We start from the raw sequence: 19,234 nt of genomic DNA, 5'->3' as shown, positions 1-19,234 counted from the left end.
GTCAAACCGAAAAGTTCGTCGCTTCGGTCACGTGGGCAGACGAACGTTCGTTTCATGCTATCGCACAGCGTCCCTAACAAACAACCGTTAGTGTGGCAGAAAGCACCGTTTGGCCGCCTTGATTCCAAAAGTTCAGCATGGCCTCAGAACCGGCGCGCTACAGTGGAGGCGATGAAGGGCCCCCCCGCTGCGCCGTCTTCCACCCCATCACGACGACCTCTCGTGTGGCTCGGTGTCGCCTTGCTGACCACCACGGCACTGAGCCTGACCGTGGCCACCCGCGATGAAGCCGGACTGCCCGACGGTACCACCGTTGCGGGCGTCGTCCTCAGCGGGTTGACGCCGCACGAAGCTCAACTGCGTCTTGAAGCCGCGGAACTCCGCGCGCCACAGGTCACCGTACGGGCCGGCGACCAGAGCTGGCTCGTGGACGGCGCCCAGCTGGGCTGGCGCGTGGACGCCGCGGCCACCGTACGTGAGCTGCAGGCAGGCCTTGGCAGTGTCCTTAACCGGACCGTCGCGCGGCTCAGCGGACGTGGTCCTTCCGAGGGACGGCTGGTCGTGCAAATTGACCCCACCCTCGCCAAGAGCAAGCTCGACGCGCTGACCGGACCATTTCAGCGCGCGCCCCAGGATGCCGAGATCTATTTCGATTCGTCGGCGCGGCGCTACGCCTGGCGCGCCGACCGGAGCGGCGTCATTTTCGATACCCAGCAGGCCACCAACGATTTCTTGGGGCACCCGCAACAATTTGAACTGACGGTCCCGTTCACCGTCCGCCATGCATCGTTCACGAGTGACGAGGCGCAGGTCGTGGTGGGCGAAGGAAACCGGCTGATGCGCCCGCTCAGCCTGAAGCTCGTGGGTTCCTCACGTCAGCTGCAGCTCACGCCGACCCAGGTGGCCAACCTGTACTGGGTACGTCCTCACGGCATCGAACTGGACCATAAAACCATCGCTGAGGCCGTCGACCGTACCAGTCGGCAGGTCGGGCAACCGGCCCTGGACGCACGCTTCGTTCCTCAGCACGGCCGGCTTGTCCCCCAGAAAGAACAGACGGGTCTGGTGTCCGCCAAGAGTGCGGCCGCCATGTTGCGTCAGGCAGTCATGCGACCCGAGGTGCAAAACCTGACCCTGCCTTCGGAAACGGTCCTGCCCTCGCTCACCGTGGACGGGCTCCCCGATCCTGCCAAGCTCTCGGTGATCGGCGAAGGCCGCAGCGGGTATCTGGGTTCCTCGGCGCAGCGGGTTACCAACGTCAACGTGGCCGCACGAAAACTCAGCGGCTACGTGGTTGCCCCCGGCGAGGACTTTTCCTTTCTGAGCGCCATCGGGCGCATCAACGCCGATTCAGGCTACGCGAGCGCTCTGGTCATTGCGGGCGGACGTACCGTCGAGGGTGTGGGGGGTGGTGTGTGCCAGGTGTCCACGACGGCCTTCCGGGCACTCTACTCGGCCGGCCTGCCAGTGGTGGAGCGTCACCAGCACGCATACCGGGTCGGCTGGTACAACCCCCAGGTCGGCTTCGAAGCTGCCGTCTACGATCCCGGCCTCGATCTGCGCATGAAAAACGACACAGGAGGGCCGCTGCTCATCCGGGCCTTCAACGATCCGCAAAAAGGCCAGCTGGTCGTGCGGCTCTATGGTGTAGCTCAGCAGCGGAAAGTGAGCGTCGGTCCGGCCGTGATTCTGTCACGAACTCCCGCGCCCGCCCCGCAGTATGTGGTGAATCCACACCTGGCTGCCGGTCAACGAAGGCAGGTCGACTGGGCGGCCGACGGCTACAACCTCTACATCACGCGGACCATCACCGACGCCGGCGGACAGCACACCGAGAAACTCAGCACCACCTACAAGCCCTGGCGCGCGGTGTACGAGGTCGGCCAGGCGCCCGTCGCCACTCCGCCACCCCCTTGGAACACGACCAAACCTCCTGTTTCCAGCAAACCTACCGGTCAAAGCTGAGCGAGGTCTGCCGCCAGAGCCAGGCGTCCAGGCCTCAGACGAAGGCGCTCAGGCCGGTGATGGCCCGCCCGACCACGAGGGTATTGATTTCGTTGGTGCCCTCGTAACTGTGGATAGCCTCGGTGTCATACAAAAAGCGGGCGACTTCGTGATCGAGCAGTATGCCGTTGCCACCATGCACTTCGCGGGCAAAAGCCACCGTCTCGCGATAGCGGGCGGCCGTGAAGACCTTGGCTGCTCGTCTCGCATCTCACCGGCGTCCTGCAGCTGCGAAAGGCGCAGACACTTCGTCTGGGACGCATCCACCCGCGCCATCTCCATGGTGGCGAACCCTCAAGCACACTGGCATCTGGATGGCGTTCGCCGGTTTCAGTGCAGATCTTGCGAATCAGGTCGAGTTGCCGGAACTTGCCGATCAGATCCCGTGGAAAAGTGTCACGGCTCCAGTACTCGTTGGGCAGTGGACGTACCTCGTCTTCCATGAAGCGCCGCACTCGCCGCAGAATTTCCCGCTGGCGTTCGGTCAGCCTGGCGCCGATACTGAAAAAGTCACCGTCAGGAGCGGGAAGTGCTTTTTGCTTGCCGCTTCCTGGAGCAGCTTCGTGAGCTGCTCCAGCTGCCGGTCGTCGAGCCGCGAAGCGGCGTCGAGCAGGGCGGCCAGGTCCACGCGCTGCGCCACTCGCCCGAGCTTGACGAGGTCAAGGCGACCGAGCACCTTCATCAGATCTGCGGGCGTCTGGGTCATGGCGCTGTCATACCTCGAGCAGCGCGGGGCTTCTGAAAGAACAACGGACTGAATGCCGGGTAAACCCTGTCTGAGAACGGGCTTGGGGGCAGGAAAGCACACTCGGTGCGCTCGTGCGCAGTGTTCCCACGTCCCAAGCCGCTACTCTCGTAGCCGTGCGTCCTACAGTGCCCATGGAGTACAAGCCCGCGGGATACCTGCTGCTTGAAAGCTACAGTTCCCTGCGGCGCTTCTGGTCCTATCTCGACGGTGCCGAGCGTACAGGGCGCCAACTGGCACAGGTGCGCGGCGATCACGAGCATACCTGCCGGCGGCGCATTGAGGGCTACACCCTGCCAGGTGCGGGCGGCCTGGTTGACCTCGACAAGGCCAGGGCAGAGATCGAGGACGATTTCATTCCGGGCGTGGAGCTGCTCGCCCTGGCTGCCGGCGACCCGCGCCCGCTGCAGGAGATGCTCAGCGAGCGCTATGACCTGCAGATCGGCCTTACGCTGGCCTTCACCCGCACCCGCGATCTGATCCTGAAGCCGGAATTGCTTTACCGGGCGAAAGAAGCGGACGCGCTGGGCATCAGGTTCACGCCGCGCCGCTTCGGGCGTGACGAGCTGCGCGTGATGCTCGACCGGGCCTGCGGCCTGACCTGATCTGGCCGTTCCCGCCCTCAGGAACCCTGAACGCCCGGAGCACCCCCGGTGGGAATGTCGTTATTCCCCGGCCTCCTCGTTCCAGTACTCTTTCCTGTCGCGGTCAGGCAGCTGGTTCGCCGCGTCCCAGTTGGGATTATCTGCACACGCTCCTGTTCGACGTTCTGCTCGTACTGTCGGTTGTTTGCCTGTCCATCGGTCATGCCGACCTCCTGAGACGGAACTTGTCTCATGTTCGGCTGGCTCGGCGCAGACATGTGTCCATTGAGCGAAGCCTCGTTATTAGTTTGCGAGCAAAAGCGAATTCTGCCCTCCGACGTCACTCGACTGTCACGGAACCAGTGACAATGCAGGGCACAACGGCCTCTGTACAGCGAGCTACACTGTGAACGTTCAAGGGGCTCTGACCCCAAAAGGAGTGACTCTCAATGGCACAGAACCTGTTTGGTGCGCGTGAAGTCCTGATGGAGCGCGCGGATGGCAAGCTGTACTTCTACCGCCTGAACAAGCTCAACGAGCTCGGTTTCAACGTCGACCAGTTGCCGTTCAGCATCAAGGTGCTGCTGGAAAGCGTACTGCGCGAAGCCAACAACTACGACGTCACGGAAGATGACGTTCGCAATCTGGCGCAGTGGGGAACCGAGGGCGTCGACATGAACGCCGAGGTACCCTTCAAAACCGCCCGGGTGATTCTGCAGGATTTTACGGGCGTACCCGCCGTGGTCGATCTGGCAGCCATGCGCACCGCGATGGTAAAGCTGGGAGGCGACCCGAAGAAGATCAATCCATTGATTCCAGTGGATCTGGTCATCGACCACAGCGTCCAGGTCGACGAGTTCGGCACCGAGTTCGCGCTGGCGAACAACATGGCCATCGAATTCGAACGTAACCGCGAGCGCTACGAGTTTCTGCGCTGGGGACAGCAGGCCTTTGACAACTTCGGCGTGGTCCCTCCCGCGAGCGGCATCGTTCACCAGGTGAACCTGGAGTACCTTGCCAAGGGCGTCATGACCCGCCCGGAGGACGACGGTTACGTCGCCTACCCCGATTCGCTGGTCGGCACCGACAGCCACACCACCATGATCAATGGCCTGGGCATCGTGGGCTGGGGGGTGGGCGGCATCGAAGCCGAGGCGGTGATGCTTGGCCAGCCGATCTACATGCTGGTGCCCGAAGTCGTGGGCTTCAAGGTGACCGGCACGCTGCCCGAAGGAGCCACCGCCACCGACCTGGCGCTGCGCGTCACCGAGATTCTGCGTGCCAACAACGTGGTAGGCAAGTTCGTGGAATTCTACGGACCGGGCCTGTCCAACATGACCCTGCCCGACCGTGCCACCATTGCCAACATGGCGCCCGAGTACGGCGCGACGATGGGCTTCTTTCCCGTGGACGACGAGAGCCTGCGTTACCTGCGCCGGACCGGTCGCCTTGAGACCGAAATCGAACTTGTTGAGCGCTACACCAAGGCCCAGGGCTTGTTCCGCACCGACGAGACTCCTGACCCGGTCTTCTCCAGCACCATCGAACTCGACCTCAGCACCGTCGTACCCAGTCTTGCCGGGCCCAAACGTCCCCAGGACCGCGTCAGCCTCTCCGACATGAAACGGGTGTTCAAGGACGCGCTGGTCGCGCCGGTCAAGAACCGTGGTTTCGAGCTGACAGAGGACGAACTGAAATCGACCGGTATGGTGGTGAACGAACGAGGTGAAAGCGAGATTGGGCACGGCGCGGTGGTGCTGGCCTCGATCACCTCGTGCACCAACACCAGCAATCCCAGCGTGCTGATCGCCGCGGGCCTGGTGGCCAAGAAGGCCGTGGAGCGTGGTCTGCAGAGCAAGCCTCACGTCAAGACCAGCCTGGCACCCGGTTCGCGCGTCGTGACAGAGTACCTCACCGAGGCGGGCCTCCAGCCGTATCTCGATCAGATCGGCTTTCAGACGGTCGGGTACGGCTGTATGACCTGTATCGGCAACTCCGGTCCGCTGCCCGAAGAAGTCGTCAAGCCCATCGTGGAGGCCAATCTGGTGGCGGCGTCGGTGCTGTCGGGCAACCGCAACTTCGAAGGGCGCATCAATCCCTACATCAAGGCCAATTACCTGGCCTCGCCGCCGCTGGTGGTGGTCTACGCCCTGGCAGGACGCGTGGACATGGACCTCGCCTCCGAGCCGCTCGGAGTCGGCAGCGACGGCAGTCCGGTGTACCTGCGTGACATCTGGCCCACCAACGCCGAGATTCAGGAGATCATGGACCGCGCCATCAACGCCGAAATGTTCAAACGGGTCTACGATGGAATCGAACAGAGCAACGCAGCCTGGAACGAGATTCCGGTCTCCGGCGGTGAGCTCTACGAGTGGAACGAGGACAGCACCTACATCCAGAACCCGCCGTTCTTCGATAATCTGGGCGGTGAGATTCAGCCGATCACGAGCATCGAGGGGGCCCGAGTGCTGGTGAAGGTGGGGGACAGTGTCACCACCGACCACATCTCCCCTGCCGGCAGTTTCGGTGCCAATACCCCCGCCGGAAAGTTCCTGCTCGAACGTGGCGTGCAACAGCGCGATTTCAACAGCTACGGGTCACGTCGCGGCAACGACCGCATCATGACGCGAGGCACCTTTGCCAACATCCGTCTCAAGAACCAGCTGGCGCCGGGCACCGAGGGGGGCTTTACCACCAACTACCTGAGCGGTGAAGTCACCACCATTTTCGAAGCCAGCGAGCAGTACAAGGCCGCCGGGATCCCCCTGGTGATCATCGCGGGTAAGGATTATGGCATGGGATCTAGCCGTGACTGGGCTGCCAAAGGTACCTTCCTGCTGGGGGTCAAGGCCGTGATCGCCGAGAGCTTCGAGCGCATTCACCGCAGCAACTTGGTCGGCATGGGCGTCTTGCCGCTGCAATTCGCGGCAGGTGAGAATGCGGACACCCTGGGGCTCAAGGGTGACGAGACGTACGTCATTGAGCTGCCCGAAAACCTCAAGCCCCGCCAGAACGTCACGGTCCGTGTGACGGACAGCGAAGGCAACGCGCGCGAGCTGACGGTGAAGTGCCGCATCGACGCTCCCGTTGAGATCGATTACTACCGCAACGGTGGCATCCTGCAGACGGTGCTGATGCAGCTGCACAAAAACGAGCGCAAAGTCCAGGCCTGAACTCCGGATCCAACCAAAAGGGCCGACCTCAGATGAGGTCGGCCCTTTGTTGGAAAGGGTGTCCACAGCAAGGGGGCCTGGACTGCAGTCCAGGCCCCCAGTTTCGACGGGTGATCAGGCTTTCTGGCTGGTGACGCTTGAACGCAGGTACAGGGCGTACAGCACCGTGACGACAAAGCCGTCGAGGGCCATCAGTTGGAACAGCGCGGAAGAGGGATAGTAGGTAAAGACGACGGCACCCACGACGAACATCAGCACCAGGGCTTGCAGCAGGGCAGGACGCTTCTCGGGACGGTTGAAAAATCCCCAGGTTCCGACTGACATGGCAAACACCAAAGGACCGAAGAGGGTGTTGAACATTTCGATTTCCATCATGCGGCTGCTCCTTAACTGGCTTCACGATAACCAAGTCGAATGAAGTTTTCCAGAGCCCTTCCACATGATGTTCTCATATTTTCCATCGATGAAGGCGCTGCGCATCCACCCGGATTGTCCGCAACTCGTCAACCCAAAGCTCTCCTTCGTGCAGCACGATATGCTCGCCCACGATGTCCTCTGGGAGCTTCAAAAAAAAGCTCAGCTCGCACGGATGGGTCACACCTTGCTGACTAGACATCAGCGCCGCATGCACTGTTCCCAGCGACGTCGAGGCCTGTGAGCCGACCATCACGCCCTTGCCATGACGACGCGCGAGCGCCAGCATACGCAGGCTCTCGGTGAAACCTGTTCGCGCCGTCTTGATGTTCAGGATATCGAAGGTATCAAAGTCCAGCTCCCGTTCCAGATCGGGCAGTGAAAAGCAGGAGTCGTCCGCGATCACCGGCAACTCGCCGAACTTCTTTAACGACGCGCGGGCACGGAGCGAGCGTACCGGCAGCGGCTCCTCGACGTACAGCAGGCCTGCCTCCCGCATGGCACGCAACGCTTCCCGGGCCAGTTTGGGAGTGAGGGTTTCGTTGCTGTCGGCGTAAAGATCAACTCCGGCTCCCTCAAACTCGTGCGCCAGTGCGCCGATGACCGCCAGGTCCTTGTGGTGATCACGACCAACCTTGACTTTCAGGACGCGCACGCCCGCCTCGACGACACGGCGCGCTTCGTCCAGCATGACCTGCCGGTCGCTGATGCCGAGAATGTAGGACACGCGCAGCCGCCGCTGAGGGCCCAGCAGCCGGTCGAACAGGGTCGTGCCGCTTACCTGTGCCCGCGCGTCCCAGCAGGCCATGTCGAGGGCGCCGCGCGCCGTGTGGTTGTTGGCCACGCTGCCCAGCACGCTGGCGATGGCCTCCTCATCGCGGATGTCCAGGCCGATCAAAGCTTCTTTCAGGTGTCCCAGTATCGCCTGAATGCTCGCAACCGTTTCTCCGTAAATGGTCGGTCTGGGGGGCGCCTCAGCTTCACCCACCGCACCACCGCGCACGTGCACGCGTACCAGTACGTGCTCGGCGGCGTCCAGACGGCTGTGCTTTCCCCAGGCCAGCATGCCAAGCAGCGGCAGGCGGTAAGGAATCGCCTCGATCTGCTCGATGACGGTCACGCCAATCCTCGCGCAATACACAGACCCACGGTCAGGTCCCTCACAACCACTCCTGAATGCGCCGAGCCACGTCTGTAGCGGAAAAAGCCGCCGTATCGAGAATCAGTGCGCGCCGTGGCGGCAAGTGTTCCAGCCATTCCTGGGCTGACCGGGGGTCGTAATGACGACGCTCGCTCACCACGATCCGGACCTTCCCCAACACGTCTGCACGGTCGATTCCCTCACCGGGCAGCGCAGCCAGCTGCTCGAGCGCGTCTTCCTCGAAGACTTCACGCACTCCCTCCAGCGCCCGCAACTGCGCAAGCAACCTTTGCCCGCCGGCCTCCTCTCCCGTGGTGACTACCCGATCGAAGTGATCCGCGCGCCCCAGCAGTCGGCGCACCCGCACCATATCGGGTGCGCCCAGCACCACGAAGCGCGCCAGGGGCAGGTGCTCGGTGGCGTACCTCACTTCATCCAGGCCACGCAAGCCGTCAAACAGCAGCGGGGACGTCCAGTGATTCAAGTCCACCGCAAGTGAGGCCAGTGCCTGTGCCATGCCCCCCGGGTGCGTCTCGCGGTACCTCGCCGTCAAGCGAAAGCGCTCCTCACGGTCGCTCACCGGACTGCCCGCCAGCGGTTCGATCATCACGGCATCCGTCACCTCGCGGCGGTTGGGCAGCACCGAAAACCGCACACCCAACTGTTCCAGAGAACTCAAGGTGGTACTCTTGCCCACGCCGGTGACCCCGACCAGTACCAGCAGCGGCAGGCCCGGCAGCGGCTGGAATGTTTCCGGCAATCCATTCGTCCACGGCTTCATGCCTGGCATTCGCTCAACACTCACGACGATCAGTTTACGCATGCAAGCAACGCGTCATGCCGGAGCGCGCTGAACAATTGGTCTGACCGCCGATTACGGGTGCTGTCTTCAGGCCGGCCAGAGGGTGCATTTGGCGACATGCCGCGCTGTGGGCCGCCCTATACTGATCGCGTGCCCCGCCTACACCGACTTGAAATCCAGCGCCTGGCCACCATCGAGCGACTCGACCTGGACCTGGGAAACGGCTTCAACGTCTTCACCGGCGAAACAGGGGCGGGGAAAAGTATCATTGTAGACGCGCTGGGTCTGTTGCTGGGCACGCGGGGAGGAAGCGACCTCGTGCGCAGTGGCGCCGAGGATCTGCTGGTCAGTGGATTCTGGAGCGAGGATGTAGCTTCGCGCCGCGTCACTGCCGCGGGGCGCTCGACGGCTCGCCTTCAAGGTGAGGTGGTCAGCCTGCGGGAGCTGGGAGAGTGGACGACCGAGCGCCTCACCATTCACTGGCAGCACTCGGCCCAGAGCCTGCTGTCCCCGGCGCATCAGCGCGCCATGCTGGACCGCACGCTCAAGGGCAGTGAGATGAGCACCTACCAGGCGGCTTACGGCGCCTGGAGATCAGCGCAAGAGCGCCTGGAGCAGCTGCGGCTGAGCGAACGTGAGCGCGCACGGCAGATCGACCTGCTCGAATACCAGCTCAACGAGATCGAGACAGTCTCGCCGGTCGTGGGTGAAGAAGAGCCGCTGGAGGCGCAGCTGACCCGACTGTCGAATTTGGAAGCCATCGCGCAAGGCGCGGCGGGCGCCATCGAGCTGCTTTCCGACGCCGAAGTCAACGCCCAGGGGCTGGTCGCGGAAGCCATACGCAGCCTGGGGGCAGCGGCCAAGTATGACGCCAATCTCGCTGCACTGCAAGATGAGCTTCGCACGGCCTACGAAGCCCTCAAGGCGGTCTCGCTGGAACTCACTTCCGTGGCCGAGGACAACGCCCCCGATCCCGAGGACGTGGCACGCATCGAGACACGCATCACGCAGCTGTCCAAGTTGCGGGCCAAATACGGTCCCTCGCTGAAGGACGTGCTCAACTACGGCGCCGAAATTGCCGATCAGCTGACAGCACTGCGGCGTGACGAGCACGACGCCAGCAGCCTGGAAGGTGAAGTCAACCGCCTGGCCCGCGAGGTAAAGACCTGTGGCGAGACGCTGGGCCGGGCCCGCGCCGCCGTCGCCCCGAAACTCGCGCGAAATCTGCAAAGCGTCGTGCGTGAACTCGGTATGCCCCACGCCCGCCTGGAATTCGCCCTGAGTGAACTGGCTGAACCCGCACCCTACGGACTGGAAAACGTCGAACTGCGCTTCAGCGCCAACCCGGGCGAATCTTTGGGACACCTTGCAGATGTGGCGTCCGGTGGGGAGCTGTCGCGTGTGATGCTGGCCGTCAGCACCGTTCTGGGCGCCGACACCCCCAGCGTGGTTTTTGACGAAGTTGACGCGGGCGTTGGTGGAGCGGCGGCCAATGCAGTCGCCGCGCAGCTCGCCCAGCTGGCGCTCGAGCGACAGGTGCTGGTCGTAACCCACCTGGCGCAGATCGCGGCACGCGCCGACCATCATTACAAGGTCGAAAAATACCTCGAAGGTGGGCGCACCCTGACCCGCGTGCGCGCCCTGAACGCCGACGAACGCGAAGCCGAAATTGCCCGCATGCTGAGCGGTACCGACTCTGCGGCGGCCCGTGAGCACGCCCGCGAGTTGCTGGGGGCACTCAGTTGAAGCGTACAGACGCTGCCTGGCGTGAAGAAAACATTCAGTGACGCGTCAGTTTCGAACATTAAGCTACGACCATGAACAAGCAACGCAGCGGCCTTTTCCTGCTGAGTGCCGTCCTCCTCGGCGCTTGCAGCATGAACGGCCCCAACAATTTCGAGGTCCACGAGGCCCTGCTTTACGGTGCCTCTACCGAGCGGATCGGCTGGGTCTACGGCAGTCTGAACGGTGTTGCGCAAAGTGAAGTCAAACTCGGCGAGCAGCAGCTGACCCTTCGCCCGCAGGTACCCGACCCACTCGCCATCAACGGCACCCTCAGCATCAACGGCCGCGCGACACTGCGCACACCGACGAGCAATGTCGGCCGCAAGGTGACCGTCAGCCGCGAGAACGGGATGAACTTCATCGTCCAGGCCAACGCCAACGTGGAGGGCGTATACTTCACGGACGGCACGGCGTGGTACAAGCTGTCCTCGCGTCTGCAGGCCGGAAGCCTGGTGCGCGTCAGCGCTCAGGAGCAGCGTGGCCTGCGAGGCGCCGGCAAACTCACTGAAGCCGAAGCCGACGCTCTGGCGAACGCGCTGCAAGGCCAGGGCCAGCTGGCCGTCGCAGTCATTCCCGAAGCCGAGGTGCCCGACGCGCCCCTCAAAGCTCAGCCCGAACCGAAAAATACCCTGCGCACGGCGCTGTTCTTGCAAAGTCAGGTCAACACGGCAACGACTGCCGCGCCCGCTCCGGCTCCAGGTGTGGCAGCGCCAGTCACATCGGTGCCCGCGCCGCGCGTGCCAGCACCGGTCACGCCCGCTCCGGCTACTCCACCCGCCTCGGGTACAGCCTCGGGCAGCACTCTTTCGGGAGGTCAATTGAACATCCGCGAGCTCGGCCGGGGTGCCTACAGCGCCTACGAACAACAGCAGGCCAGCGTGAGACTCGCGCGTTCACCTTCAGAGTTGGGCAGCCTCTGGAGTACCGCGAACGGCAACGTGTCGCCCCCCCCGGCCGTTCCCTCGGTCACCTTTGCCAGCAACTCGGTGGTGGCGTTTTTCCTCGGTCAGCGCCCCACGGGCGGCTACGGCGTGCGTGTGCTCTCCACTCGCGCGAACGGAACGACGCTCATGGTCACTGTCGAGGTCACGTCGCCGGGCGAGGGGGCCATCACGACCCAGGCCCTCACCAGCCCGTGGGTGGCCTTTCAGGTACCGGGTACGTTCCAGCGCGTCGTGGTGCAAGACCCTCAGGGCCGCACGCTGGCACAGACGAACTGAAGAACCGGTAAGCCGCAAAAGGCGGAAGGCTTTGGCCTTCCGCCTTTCCGCGTGGTCCGGCTTACAGGCTCAGGATATCGACACCCTGCGCGGTCACGGCGATGGTGTGCTCGAACTGGGCGCTGGGCTTGCCGTCGGCGGTCACGACGGTCCAGTCGTCGCCCAGCAGGCGCGTCTCGGGCCGCCCGAGATTGATCATCGGCTCCACCGTGAACACCATGCCCTCGACCAGCCTGAGACCGCTCCCAGGCTTGCCCCAGTGGTAAATGGTGGGTTCTTCGTGCAGGCGCTGCCCGATGCCGTGACCGGTATACTCGCGGACCACGCTGAAACCGCGCGACTCGGCCAGCGTCTGAATGGCGTGACCGATATCACCGGTGCGCGCGCCGGGCTTGATGACGGCGAGCCCGGCTGCCAGACATTCGCGGGTGGTGTCCACCAGTTTACGGACCTGCGGATTCACGCCTCCTACCACGTAGGTGTAACACGCGTCGCCGAAAAAGCCGTTCAGCTTCACACCGATATCCACGCCGATGATGTCGCCCTCACGCAGACGGCGCTGCGAAGGAATGCCGTGGCAGATCACCTCGTTCACCGAGGCGCAGATGGTTGCCGGGAAGGGCACGCCATTGGGCGCGTAGCCCTTGTAAGCCGGAATGGCGCCTTGCGCGCGAATGAAGTCTTCGGCAATGCGGTCGAGCTCTCCCAGGCTGGCACCGGGTTTGACGTGAGGTTCGAGCACCTCGAAGGTCTGCGCGACGAGATGGTTGGCTTGCCGAAGCGCCTCGATCTCACGTGGGTTTTTCAGGACGATGCGGGCCATGTAAGTGTTCCTCCAAGCGGAATGCGCCGCTGGACGCAAGAGTTCGGCGTGCGGTCCCACGTTCCGGCGGACCCGTCACGAGAAGGCTAACATGGACGACTCGCCGGGCAGTGGCCCAGCTCCTTCCTCACCGATCGGTCAGGCGCGCACGCAGGGTATTCAGGCTGGATTGCCAGGCGAGGTAGCCCTCGGCGTCCTGCCAGCGCTCTCGCAACTCCGAAGTTTCGCCATCGACCAGCTCGAGCACCGTCAGTGCGGGCGCGCGCAGGGATTCTAGCGTCTCGGGCGGAAACTGCGTGACCCAGGCGCGCAGATCGGCCGGCAAGCCTTCGCCGTTCCCGGTCAGGATAGCCCCCAGCAGGGCCAGGGCCGCGACCGCGCGTGCGCCTTCCGGCGCCTGCAGATCGTCCTCGGCGTCCAGCGCGACGTCAATGGCCTCTTCGATGGCCACAGGGCCGTCTTCCAGCACTTCGGCCAAAAAGGTCTGGGCATCGTCGTTTTCGAACGGTTGTACGCCCCACACGCCATCCGCGCGGCCCATCAGCCCGGCACCCGTTCGCTGTAAGTCTTCTCAACATAGGCTTCGAGCAGCGCCTGAAAGTCCTGCACGATGGTCGGACCGCGCAGGGTCGTGAGCAGCGCCCCATCCTGATAGACCGGCGCACGGGGATCTTCACCGGTGCCGGGCAGGCTGATGCCGATGTTGGCGTGCTTGCTCTCGCCGGGGCCGTTCACAATGCATCCCATCACGGCGACCTGCATTGCCTCGACACCCGGATGCGCACTTTTCCATTCGGGCATGCGCAGGGCGATGTATCCCTGAATCTGCTGAGCCAGTTCCTGAAAGAACGAACTGGTGGTGCGTCCGCATCCCGGGCAGGCCGTGACTTGCGGGAGGAACTGCCGGATGCCCATCGACTGCAGGATCTGCTGGGCCACCTCGACTTCGAGTTTGCGTGAGGCTCCCGGTTCGGGCGTCAACGACACGCGAATGGTATCGCCGATACCTTCCAGCAAGAGGGGCGCGAGGGCTGCGCTGGAAGCGACCATACCCTTCATGCCCATGCCCGCTTCGGTGAGCCCGAGGTGAAGCGGGTAGTCGCACTGGGCGGCCAGCAGCCGGTACACCTGCCACAGCTCCGGCGCGGAGCTGACTTTGGCGCTGATGATGATCTGGTCGTGCCCCAAACCGAGTTCTTCGGCAAAACGTGCGCTTTCGAGCGCCGAAACGATCATCGCGTCGATCATGACGTCAGTACCACTGCGGGGATGGGGCAACCGGGCGTTCTCGTCCATCATCCGGGCCAGCACCCCCTGATCGAGGCTGCCCCAGTTCACGCCTATGCGCACCGGCTTGCCGTACTCCTTGGCGACCTCGATCATGGTGGCGAAGTTCCGGTCATGTTGCTGACCCGCACCGACGTTGCCCGGGTTGATGCGGTACTTGGCGAGCAGACGCGCCGCCTCAGGATGCTCGCGCAGCAGGATGTGACCGTTGTAATGAAAATCGCCCACGACGGGCACGTCCACGCCCACGTCGTGCAGTCGTTGCACGATTTCGGGCAGGGCGCTGGCCGCAGCCTTGTTGTTCACGGTGACACGCACGATTTCGGAGCCCGCGCGGGCCAGCTGCGCGATCTGAATGGCCGTCGCTTCGGCGTTGGCCGTGTCGGTGTTGGTCATGGACTGCACCACGACCGGATGGGCGGACCCGACAGGAACCCGGCCCACCCAGGTTGTGACGGTTTGGCGGCGCTGAATCATGCGTGCAGTCTAGTGCGCTCCGCCGAAGGCAGAAAGCGCCAACCTCGCCATTTCCGGCAGCGCGGGCTGTTCGGCTGCCTTGCAGAAGGTAAGGCGGCCTCTCAACACCCTGATCCCGGGTGCTAGAATGCGATGTTGTTTTTTGCATGTTGAGCTTGAAAGTCACGACCAGTGTTATGCTGGCACCGTACTTGAAGATTCATCCCACCCGCCTGGGTCCATACACCTCAAGGGAGAGGTCAGTTTGAACAACATCATCGTGCGCGGTGCGCGAGAGCACAACCTCAAAAACGTCACCGTGGAGCTGCCCCGCAACAAATTCGTGGTCATCACCGGGGTGTCGGGATCGGGCAAGAGCACGCTCGCTTTCGATACCATTTATGCCGAAGGGCAGCGCCGCTACGTCGAGTCGCTCAGCGCCTACGCGCGCCAGTTCCTCGGCTTGATGGAAAAGCCCGATGTGGACGCCATCGAAGGACTCTCGCCGGCGATCTCGATCGACCAGAAGACCACCAGCCACAATCCCAGAAGCACGGTGGGCACTGTCACCGAAATTCACGATTACCTGAGGTTGCTCTACGCCCGGGTCGGCACACCGTATTGCCCGGTCTGTGGTCGCAAGATCGAGCGCCAGAGCCCCAGCGAGATCACCGACAAGCTGCTGTCGCACTTCCCCGACGCCCGCACCATTCTGCTCGCGCCCATCGTGCGTGGGCGCAAGGGTGAGTACCGCAAGATGATCGCCGACCTCAAGCGCGAGGGGTTCGCGCGCGCGCGGGTCGACGGGACCATCTACGACATCGACGAGGCCGAGAAGCTGAAGCTCGAAAAATTCGAGAAGCACGATATCGACGTGGTGGTCGACCGGCTGGTGCTGAAGGAAGGCGACCGCAGCCGCATCGCCGAAAGCGTGGAGCTGGGCCTCAGGCGCGGCGAAGGACTGCTGCGGGTGCTCTTTCCCGACAGTGGCCAGGAAGAGCTGTACTCCGAGAAGTTCGCCTGCCCGGAACACGGCAGCGTGCTTGAAGAACTCGAACCGCGCTCCTTTTCCTTTAACAATCCTTACGGCGCCTGCGGGGACTGCGCCGGTCTGGGCAGCAAGCTGGAGTTCTCCGCCGACGCGGTGATCGACGAGCACCTCTCGATTGCCGAGGGCGCCATCATCCCCTGGAGCAAAAAGGGCACCGGGGGCGGCGTGTACTACTGGGACAAGCTGCGCGCCCTCTCCGAGCACCTGGGTTTCGACCTCAAGTCGCCCTGGCGCGATCTGCCCGCCACGGTGCAGAGCACCATTTTGCGCGGTCTGCCAGAACCTTTCGAGGTGGTGTACCGCCGGGGCGGCAAGGAAACCATGCGCTTCATGACCGAATACGAGGGTGTCATTGTCAACCTCGAGCGCCGCTACGCCGAAACCGAGAGCGACTACATGCGCGAAAAGCTCGAGGAACTGATGGAGATGGTCGAGTGCCCGACCTGCGGTGGCACCCGCTACAAGCCCGAGATTCTGGCGGTGCGGGTCGGCGGCGTGAACATTGCCCAGACCAGCAACATGAGCGTGCTGGAAGCCGACGCTTTTTTCGGCCGGTTGCAGGATGGCCTGGTAGGCGAAACGGACATCGTCGGGTTTCTGGAGACCGGCAAGGGGGGCACTGCCAAAGTCGCTCCGCCTCGCAGCTTCGACTTTCAGCTGGGCGGCTTCGGCTCGGCAGTGGCAGCGCCGATTCTGAAGGCCATCCGCACGCGCCTGAAGTTTTTGGTGGACGTCGGCCTCGACTACCTGTCACTCGACCGTACTGCCAACACGCTGTCCGGCGGCGAGGCGCAGCGCATCCGGCTGGCCACGCAGGTCGGCAGCGGCCTGACCGGCGTGCTGTACGTACTCGACGAGCCCTCAATCGGGCTGCATCCCAAGGACAACGGACGCCTGATCCAGACCCTCAAGAGTTTGCGCGACCTGGGCAACACCCTGCTGGTCGTGGAGCACGACGAGGAAACCATGATGGAGTCCGACTGGGTGGTCGACATGGGTCCCGGCGCAGGCGTTCACGGCGGTGACGTCGTCGCGGTGGGTACGCCCCAGGACATCGCAGCGGCCCCCGACAGCCTGACCGGCAAGTATCTGCGAGGTGAAATCCGAATCGAGGTGCCCACCACCCGCCGCCGCGGCACCGGCAAGAAGCTGCGCATTCGTGGCGCACGCGAGCACAATCTGCGTAACGTAACCGTCGAAATTCCGCTGGGCACCATGACGGTCGTGACCGGCCCTTCGGGCAGCGGCAAGTCGACCTTGATTCACGACATCCTGCACGCCACCCTGGCACGCGACCTCAACCGCGCCAAGACCAGCCCCGGCAAGTTCGACGGTCTGGACGGCATGGACAACCTCGATAAGGTCATCGAGATCGACCAGAGCCCGATCGGTCGCACGCCGCGCAGCAACCCCGCCACCTATACCGGGGTCTTCACCGAAATTCGTGACCTGTTTACCCGCACGACCGAGGCGCGGCGGCGCGGTTACCAGGCCGGGCGCTTCTCGTTCAACGTCAAGGGCGGACGCTGCGAAAACTGCAAGGGTGACGGGGTCATGAAGATCGAAATGAACTTCCTGCCCGACATCTATGTGCCATGCGAGGTGTGCAAGGGCGCTCGCTACAACCGTGAGACGCTCGAGGTGAAGTACAACCACAAGAGCATCGCCGACGTGCTCGACATGACGGTAGAGGCCGCGCGCGAGTTCTTCGAGGCGATTCCGAACATCGAGCGCAAACTGCAGCTGCTGTGCGATGTCGGTCTGGGCTACATGAAGATCGGTCAACCCAGCACCACGCTGTCGGGCGGCGAGGCGCAGCGCATCAAACTGGCCTCGGAGCTTTCCAAGCGCGCGACGGGCAAGACCATCTACATTCTCGACGAGCCCACCACCGGTTTGCACTTCGAGGACGTCCGGCGCCTGATGGGCGTGCTGGAGCGGCTGGTCGAAGCGGGCAATACCCTTTTGATCATCGAGCACAACCTCGACGTCATCAAGACCGCCGACTGGCTGATCGACCTCGGGCCGGAGGGTGGCATTCGCGGAGGTGAGATTGTCACGATCGGCACGCCGGAAGAGGTGGCAGCGCACCCCACGAGCCACACCGGGGCGTACCTCTCGCGGGTGCCGGGCATCACGCCGACAGCACCCCGCCCCGAAGCGGTGCCGGTCATCGAGAGCAAACCCAAGAGCACGCGCGCCAAGCGTGAGAAGGTGGCCGGATGACCCTGACCGCCCGGCAGGGTCGGGAAGCAGGCAGCCTGAGGGCCTGGCTCGTCGGGCTTTCCAGCCTGGTGCTGTTGACCGTGCTGCTGTTCTCCACCCTGGACTGGCCGGTCAAGCTGGGCGCGTGGGTGCTGCTGACCCTGATTCTCGACGAGTGCGGAGGCTGGTTCGGCTATACTGGCGCGGTCGCCGGAGCACTGCCGCTTGTCGCGCCGTTGCTGGCCCCGCTGCTGGAAGGCCGTCTCAACCTGACCGCCGCCCCCCCGGAATGGAGCGTTGTCTTTCCGCTGGTGTGCTCCGGGCTCGTCGCGCTGCTGCTGGTGAAACACGCGGGTGGGCTGCTGGCGCTGCCGCTCGCCCTGGGTGCGTTCGTGCTGCCCATCCTGCTGGCGCGCATGCTCGCGCCCCAGCTGGACACTTCACTGACGCTGCCGGCCAGCCGGACGTTCTTTTCGTGGGCCCTGTGGCCCGCGGTCATCGGTGTGTCGCTGGCCGCCGTCCGGCACTTCGTATTGCCGCAACGCCGCATGGCGTAAGTGTTACCAAAGCAGTGTGGCCTGCCTTGTTCGAGGCGGGCTTTTCGCATTCGGCACAATCCGCGAGGCTCGTCAGCCTGATGCAGTGGGAGCTCCGGATGGAGCAGCACGTTGCTGCATGCCAAGCGGTCAAGGGGCCGAAACGCTGCCTTCCGGAAGCAGCGCACCACAACGCCGACAGTAAACAGCGTCGGACTCGTGTCTGGGAAGATGACATTGTTCGCAGGCCCGGTCCTCGCGGCGTTGTTGCGCCCGGGCCAGGCTTACCGTCACGATGCCGGTCGGAACCGCGATGATCGCGTAACCCAGCAGCATCGCCAATGTCGCCACCAGCTTGCCGAGCCAGGTCTGCGGAACGATATCGCCGTACCCCACCGTCGCGAGGGTGACAACCGCCCAGTAAATGCTGATGGGAATGGACGTAAACCCGCCTGCCGGGCCTTCAATCAGGTAGAGGGCCGTGCCGAAAACGGTCACCAAAGTCAGCACCGTCACCAGGAACACCGTGATCTTCGACTGGCTTTCACGCAGCGCGACGCCCAGCACATTGGCTTCGGACAGGTAGCGGAGCATCTTGAAGACCCGGAACATCCGCAGCAGCCGCAAGGCGCGTACGACCAGCAGATACTGCCCGCCGGGAACCAGCAGGCTCAGGTAGGACGGCAGAATCGACAGCAGGTCGATCAGACCGTAGTAACTGCGAACGTAGTTCCAGGCGCGCCGTGCCGAAAGAAGACGCAGCAGGTACTCGATTGTGAATACGGCCGTAAAAAACCATTCCAAGAGGCGCAGTGCTCGACCGAACTGCTGGTTGATCTCTGGCACGCTTTCAAACATGACGGCCAGCACACTGGCAAAAATCAGCCAGATCAACGCGACATCAAAAGCGCGCGCTGCGGGCGTCTCCAGCCCGAAGATGACGTCACCCAGCGCACGCCGCCAGGCACTTCTCGTGTCTCGGCCGTTCACCTTCGAAGTGTAAAGCCA

General features: G+C 63.5%; 17 protein-coding genes. 7 read left to right on the top strand and 10 right to left on the bottom strand.

What is annotated here, in order from left to right:
* The first annotated feature begins 171 nt into the window (after positions 1 to 171).
* Complete coding sequence (locus tag DEIPE_RS16460; protein WP_083865840.1) at positions 172 to 1,965, top strand: VanW family protein; 1,794 nt, start codon at positions 172 to 174, stop codon at positions 1,963 to 1,965.
* A gap of 34 nt (positions 1,966 to 1,999) precedes the next feature.
* On the opposite strand, the gene DEIPE_RS25045 is transcribed toward DEIPE_RS16460, so the two are convergent.
* The 3 genes from DEIPE_RS25045 to DEIPE_RS25035 are packed head-to-tail and all read right to left on the bottom strand — an operon-like array spanning position 2,000 to position 2,710.
* Complete coding sequence (locus DEIPE_RS25045) at positions 2,000 to 2,164, bottom strand: acyl-CoA dehydrogenase family protein (protein ID WP_083865839.1); 165 nt, start codon at positions 2,162 to 2,164, stop codon at positions 2,000 to 2,002.
* On the bottom strand, positions 2,091 to 2,447 hold the full coding sequence (locus DEIPE_RS25040) for an acyl-CoA dehydrogenase family protein (RefSeq protein ID WP_245557552.1): 357 nt from the start codon (positions 2,445 to 2,447) through the stop codon (positions 2,091 to 2,093). The genes DEIPE_RS25045 and DEIPE_RS25040 overlap by 74 nt, the downstream gene beginning before the upstream one ends.
* A gap of 41 nt (positions 2,448 to 2,488) precedes the next feature.
* The gene (locus DEIPE_RS25035) at positions 2,489 to 2,710 is read right to left on the bottom strand and encodes a hypothetical protein (RefSeq protein WP_015237105.1); all 222 of its coding nucleotides are present in this window, start codon (positions 2,708 to 2,710) and stop codon (positions 2,489 to 2,491) included.
* Between the two features lie 173 nt (positions 2,711 to 2,883).
* On the opposite strand from DEIPE_RS25035, the gene DEIPE_RS16450 reads away from it, so the two are divergent.
* Both DEIPE_RS16450 and acnA read left to right on the top strand, forming a co-directional pair.
* Positions 2,884 to 3,354: a hypothetical protein gene (locus DEIPE_RS16450; protein WP_015237104.1), complete on the top strand. Its 471-nt coding sequence runs from the start codon at positions 2,884 to 2,886 to the stop codon at positions 3,352 to 3,354.
* Between the two features lie 428 nt (positions 3,355 to 3,782).
* Positions 3,783 to 6,506, top strand: coding sequence for an aconitate hydratase AcnA (gene acnA, locus DEIPE_RS16445; protein WP_015237102.1), 2,724 nt, complete (start codon positions 3,783 to 3,785; stop codon positions 6,504 to 6,506).
* Between the two features lie 114 nt (positions 6,507 to 6,620).
* Here the strand turns inward: acnA and DEIPE_RS16440 are convergent, their stop codons facing one another.
* The 3 genes from DEIPE_RS16440 to DEIPE_RS16430 form a co-directional block, all read right to left on the bottom strand.
* Complete coding sequence (locus DEIPE_RS16440; RefSeq protein WP_015237101.1) at positions 6,621 to 6,881, bottom strand: hypothetical protein; 261 nt, start codon at positions 6,879 to 6,881, stop codon at positions 6,621 to 6,623.
* 73 nt (positions 6,882 to 6,954) lie between these two features.
* Positions 6,955 to 8,040, bottom strand: coding sequence for an enolase C-terminal domain-like protein (locus DEIPE_RS16435; protein WP_015237100.1), 1,086 nt, complete (start codon positions 8,038 to 8,040; stop codon positions 6,955 to 6,957).
* 40 nt (positions 8,041 to 8,080) lie between these two features.
* Entirely contained in the window at positions 8,081 to 8,866 is a 786-nt protein-coding gene (locus DEIPE_RS16430) for an ATPase (protein ID WP_245557551.1), read from the bottom strand.
* A 114-nt stretch (positions 8,867 to 8,980) separates the two neighbouring features.
* Here DEIPE_RS16430 and DEIPE_RS16425 point away from each other — a divergent pair, with 114 nt between their 5' ends.
* Both DEIPE_RS16425 and DEIPE_RS16420 read left to right on the top strand, forming a co-directional pair.
* Positions 8,981 to 10,609 (top strand): DNA repair protein RecN, encoded by a 1,629-nt coding sequence (locus DEIPE_RS16425; protein WP_015237098.1) that lies wholly within the window; start codon positions 8,981 to 8,983, stop codon positions 10,607 to 10,609.
* Positions 10,610 to 10,680: 71 nt separating this feature from the next.
* A complete protein-coding gene (locus DEIPE_RS16420) occupies positions 10,681 to 11,868 on the top strand; it encodes a protease complex subunit PrcB family protein (protein ID WP_015237097.1) in 1,188 nt (395 codons plus the stop codon).
* Positions 11,869 to 11,929: 61 nt separating this feature from the next.
* Here DEIPE_RS16420 and map read toward each other — a convergent pair whose 3' ends face one another.
* From map to ispG, 3 genes are all read right to left on the bottom strand, one after another.
* A complete protein-coding gene (gene map / locus DEIPE_RS16415; RefSeq protein ID WP_015237096.1) occupies positions 11,930 to 12,691 on the bottom strand; it encodes a type I methionyl aminopeptidase in 762 nt (253 codons plus the stop codon).
* Between the two features lie 127 nt (positions 12,692 to 12,818).
* Complete coding sequence (locus DEIPE_RS16410; RefSeq protein ID WP_015237095.1) at positions 12,819 to 13,232, bottom strand: DUF4259 domain-containing protein; 414 nt, start codon at positions 13,230 to 13,232, stop codon at positions 12,819 to 12,821.
* Positions 13,232 to 14,455 (bottom strand): flavodoxin-dependent (E)-4-hydroxy-3-methylbut-2-enyl-diphosphate synthase, encoded by a 1,224-nt coding sequence (ispG, locus tag DEIPE_RS16405; RefSeq protein WP_015237094.1) that lies wholly within the window; start codon positions 14,453 to 14,455, stop codon positions 13,232 to 13,234. Before ispG ends, DEIPE_RS16410 begins: the two co-directional genes overlap by 1 nt.
* 244 nt (positions 14,456 to 14,699) lie before the next feature.
* Here ispG and uvrA point away from each other — a divergent pair, with 244 nt between their 5' ends.
* Positions 14,700 to 17,711, top strand: coding sequence for an excinuclease ABC subunit UvrA (gene uvrA, locus DEIPE_RS16400; protein ID WP_015237093.1), 3,012 nt, complete (start codon positions 14,700 to 14,702; stop codon positions 17,709 to 17,711).
* Complete coding sequence (locus DEIPE_RS16395) at positions 17,708 to 18,247, top strand: hypothetical protein (protein WP_015237092.1); 540 nt, start codon at positions 17,708 to 17,710, stop codon at positions 18,245 to 18,247. The genes uvrA and DEIPE_RS16395 overlap by 4 nt, the downstream gene beginning before the upstream one ends.
* A 129-nt stretch (positions 18,248 to 18,376) precedes the next feature.
* Here DEIPE_RS16395 and DEIPE_RS16390 read toward each other — a convergent pair whose 3' ends face one another.
* Entirely contained in the window at positions 18,377 to 19,216 is an 840-nt protein-coding gene (locus DEIPE_RS16390; protein WP_015237091.1) for an ion transporter, read from the bottom strand.
* Between the last annotated feature and the right edge of the window lie 18 nt (positions 19,217 to 19,234).

The sequence above is a fragment of the Deinococcus peraridilitoris DSM 19664 genome (assembly GCF_000317835.1).
GTDB lineage: Bacteria > Deinococcota > Deinococci > Deinococcales > Deinococcaceae > Deinococcus_A > Deinococcus_A peraridilitoris.
This window is presented reverse-complemented; position numbering and strand designations above follow the sequence as displayed.